Genomic DNA, 4,122 nt, shown 5'->3' with positions numbered 1-4,122 from the left:
CATCAAGCCTGCCTTTTTTGTTCTCATGGTTCTGCGCCTGTTCGTTGACTTCACGTCGATAACGTTGCTTTCACGCTCCGCACGCGGCTTCCTTCAACTCGCTAAATGAATTTTGCAGGTCCGACTATTTAGTGGAAAGAATTCGAGCGATTTTGTTGAAAGGAGGAGTCGACGAATCTGACGAATATATATGAACTGGAGCGCAGACGTTAGGATGCCATATCGCCATGTCAGGCTTGAGGATTGATGTCGGGCCTGGTACTGCCATTGTCACGCAAGAGCGTCGAGCCTTATCCAGTTCACGCGAGCGCGAAGCATCGTTGGCATGATGGACTCGTCGCCGGTGATCGGAGCAATGCCCGCTGATGCTCAGAAGGCTTCGAGTTCCGTTGTGACGATGGCTCGCCGTTATGTGGGACCTTCGCGCTGGACTGCCATGACCGGTAGGTGACATCCGTTGGGCAGCGACTACTGGCGCACATAATGACGACGCGTCGTGCGTGATGTGATGCTCGCTGCGGTCGAGCGACGCTTCGGAGCGACCCAGGCGGGTGCGGCCGTCGAACGGCTGTCGGACAACGGCCCTGCCTACATCGACCATCGCACGCGCAGCTTCGCTCGCGGGTTCCGGCGAACTGCTGCGCCATCAACCTAACGGTGTCCACGTCCTGAGTTACAGGAGCAACTCCAGCCTCTTTCTATGCGCCGCCACAACACCAAAAACAAATTTATGACGAGTCCGACTGGTGTAAAAGAAAAATAACACCCGTCGCATTTCCGTCGATACTCAGAAAAATAGAATGTATGAAAGGCGTTGGTTGATGCTATTTGCATAGAAAGTGCTTTTATTCCAGCATGAATATTCCGAGTGCGAGCTGAATTCATAAAACTCACGGCAATGAAGGGTTTTGGATTGTGCACCTGGAGTCGCGACTCAGACGAGATGGCGCGAAAAACTGTCTTTCCGATAGATCGCGAGGTAGTAAAGTGCAAGGAATAATCAATATTATTGTGGCCGATGACCACCCTGTCGTATTATCGGGTGTCAGAATGGTACTGAGCGGACATACTGATTTAAGAATGGTAGCGACTGCGTGCGACTCGACTGAGGTTGTTGAACGTCTTGCTCGCGTGCCCTGCAGTGTACTCGTCACTGACGACGCGATGCCCGGAGGCGAATACGGCGACGGAGTTCCCTATCTGGCGTTCTTGAGAGAGTGTTTTCCGGATTTGAAGATCATCGTATTCAGTATGAATGGCGACCCTGATCTTCGACGGTCGCTCGCGCGGATTGGAGTGCATTCCCTTATTCTAAAGAGTGCTGACGTCGGCGAGCTTGTATCGGCAATACGCAATACGCAGTGCGTTCTCGGGCAACCTTTGCAACTTCAGTTAGCAACGTTTGGCTGTTATTTTTGTTGAGTTCTGGTTGATTTTTTCAGGGCGATATAAGTCATAGCGTTATACACATCGCGACGCTGCCCGAGAGTCGTTAACATTCAATGACTTGCAAGCTACGCTTGTAAACTTTGCCGAGATCGCGTCTACTTTTGGAATTTGGACGAACGCGTGGCGCAGACAGGACAGCAGTGGGCCGAGCAGGAATTTGCGGGGCTGGATCTTGGCGATGCCCGCCTGAATCGAAGGGCGAAGAAATTGGTGGAACGACTTGCGGCCAAACCGACGGCCAGTATCCCGGAGGCATGCGATAGCTGGAGCGAGACGTGCGCGGCCTACCGCTTTTTGCGCAATACGGACGTGAGTTGGGAAGGCATTCTGGCACCGCATTGGGCGAGCACGCAGGAACGCATGCGCAGGCAATCGGTGGTGCTGTGCATTCAAGACACGACCGAACTGGATTTCAACGGTCAGGACATTGCAGGACTGGGGCCGCTGAACTACGAAGCGCGGCGCGGCATGTATCTGCACCCGACCTACGCGGTGACGACCGGGCGCGAGCCGCTGGGCGTGCTCGACGCGTGGATGTGGGCGCGCGAGGAGCGCGGCGCGAATGGCGAGCGTCCCGGACAGAAGGAAAGTACGCGCTGGGTCGAAGGCTACGAGCGGGTAGCGGAAATGGCGTCCGACATGCCGGCTACGCGCCTGGTGTACGTGGCCGACCGCGAGGCGGACATGGTGGAGTTGATGCGGCGGGCAGATGCATTGGGCACGCCAGCGGACTGGCTCGTGCGTGCGCAACATGACCGCTGCTTGCCCGAGGGCGAGGGTGCCAGGTTGTGGACCAGCACCACGAGCGTAGCGCCTTTGGGCGAGATCCGATTTGTGACCGGAGCTCGCGAGCATCAGAAAAGCCGCGCGGTGCGGCAGCAGCTGTGGGCTCGGGAGATCGAGATTGCGGACGGCAAGCGAGGCAAGATCAAGATTCACTGCGTGATCGCGCGTGAGGTTGGCGCACCCGCCGGCGTCAAGCCGATTGAGTGGCGCTTGTTGACCAATCGCGTGGTCGCGACGCAAGAGCAGGCTGTCGAATTGATCAATTGGTACCGGGCACGCTGGGAAATCGAAATCTATTTCCATGTGCTCAAGAACGGCTGCGAAGTGGAGTCCTTGCAACTAGCCGCTATCGACCGGATCGAGCGCGCGTTGGCATTGTTCATGGTGGTGGCCTGGCGCGTGACCTACCTGATGCGCAAAGGCCGCACCTGCCCTGATCTGGACGCGTCTTTGTTCTTCGATCCGGACGAAATTCGTGGCGCTCATCTGCTGGCCAAAAAGAAGATGCCGGCGACAACGCCCACGGTGAACGAGGTCGTGCGGCTGATTGCGCAAATCGGCGGCTTCCTCGGCCGAAAGAGCGACGGTGAGCCGGGGGCCAAGACCATCTGGCGCGGGCTTGATCAGGTGCTTACCGCGGCTGACACCCTACGCGCACTCCGCGAAGGGCTCGGCTGATTTGTGTATAAAGGCATGGATATAAGTCTTTCCCTTCTTCGGCAGTTTTACAACTTGCGATGTAGTGTGAAGATCAAAGGAAATCGAAATGTCGAATAACAAAGAGGCCGCAACTGTTCAGGCGCTACTCGCGTTCGTCAATCTCCAAAAGAATGAAGAGCGCGAATTTATAGTAACAATGAACCTCCTGCTTCGAGCCTCTCCAAAAGGACGGCGGAAAATCATTGCCCAACTTCAGGGGAAAACCTTGGTGAACTCTGATGTTCCCGGAAGGCTATAGGCATTGTCGTCGCTGGCCCGGCGCGGCGAATACAACGGTTTGATAGCCGTTATCGACGGCAAACACCATCAAGCAGACGGTTGATTGAGCGGCTCCGCGCGATAAGCCTCGTTCGTATGGGCGTCGTCAAAGGTGGCAAATTCATTCTTCACGCGCTCGCCGGCTGAGGCCCGCAAATACCTGGACACGACATTGGCGATTTACCGAAGAAAACCCGGCGCACTTTGCGCTACGAGACGCGCAACGGCTCATCCGCCCCGTTTCCAAAGTATTTGGGCGTAGATTAATTTCTCTCAAGGCTTGACGCTGCCAGCGCATGGCACGGAAGGTTTCGGGCCTGCACCACCGTGAGATGTGAAACGGGAATCGAGCCGACCAGCGACCGCAGTCCGTCCTCTATTCCGTTGCGCTCGAGCGACGTTGTCAGTTGCTGAGGTCGTCGCGAAGATGGCGCGAAGAAGAAATCAAAATCGCGGCTTCACGATCACCATTTGTCCGCTGACGTCATCGGTGCGCGATTAATGGGACGTACGCTCGAGTGTCTCGACACTATTCATCTGAGCCAAGCGATAGCCATAACCGTAAACCGCTGCGAGCCGATAACCGCTTTCCGGGCGCAGATTGAGCTTGGCACGTAGTACCGACACGTGCGTGTCAATTGTCCGCGACGAGATTTCGGCGATCTGATTCCAGATTACATCGCGAATGTGGGCGCGAGACAACGGTCGGCCCAAGTGTTGGAACAGCAGCAGTGCAAGTTCGAATTCCTTTGGGGTCAGCGCAGCAGCGGTACCCTTAAGCCCATCGGGTTATACACAATTTCCAGCGTGACCGCCGACACGTAACTTCTGCAATGTCCTGGCAGCGATATGAACCTCTTTGAGTCCCAGCCAAATAGCTTTCGCGCCGGGTTCGCCATCGCCCTTGCG

At 56.0% G+C, this 4,122-nt stretch carries 3 protein-coding genes and 2 pseudogenes; 4 read left to right on the top strand and 1 reads right to left on the bottom strand.

All coding sequences use genetic code 11. From position 1 onward, the window contains the following. Positions 1-318: 318 nt before the first annotated feature. The 4 genes and pseudogenes from F6X37_RS35310 to F6X37_RS35295 all read left to right on the top strand — a co-directional run. Positions 319-622 (top strand): annotated as a pseudogene (locus tag F6X37_RS35310) (IS3 family transposase); the annotation flags it as partial. Between the two features lie 293 nt (positions 623-915). Beyond that, entirely contained in the window at positions 916-1,422 is a 507-nt protein-coding gene (locus F6X37_RS38135; RefSeq protein ID WP_410451555.1) for a response regulator transcription factor, read from the top strand. 147 nt (positions 1,423-1,569) lie between these two features. Further along, positions 1,570-2,913, top strand: coding sequence for an IS4 family transposase (locus F6X37_RS35300; protein WP_187614611.1), 1,344 nt, complete (start codon positions 1,570-1,572; stop codon positions 2,911-2,913). A gap of 88 nt (positions 2,914-3,001) precedes the next feature. Then, complete coding sequence (locus F6X37_RS35295) at positions 3,002-3,193, top strand: hypothetical protein (protein WP_187614610.1); 192 nt, start codon at positions 3,002-3,004, stop codon at positions 3,191-3,193. A 518-nt stretch (positions 3,194-3,711) separates the two neighbouring features. Here F6X37_RS35295 and F6X37_RS35290 read toward each other — a convergent pair. After that, positions 3,712-3,981: pseudogene (locus tag F6X37_RS35290) on the bottom strand (helix-turn-helix domain-containing protein); the annotation flags it as partial. Between the last annotated feature and the right edge of the window lie 141 nt (positions 3,982-4,122).

This window comes from Paraburkholderia sp. 31.1, assembly GCF_014397645.1.
Lineage (GTDB): Bacteria > Pseudomonadota > Gammaproteobacteria > Burkholderiales > Burkholderiaceae > Paraburkholderia > Paraburkholderia tuberum.
Note: the sequence above shows the minus strand (reverse complement) of the source record. Positions and strands in the feature narration are given on the sequence as shown.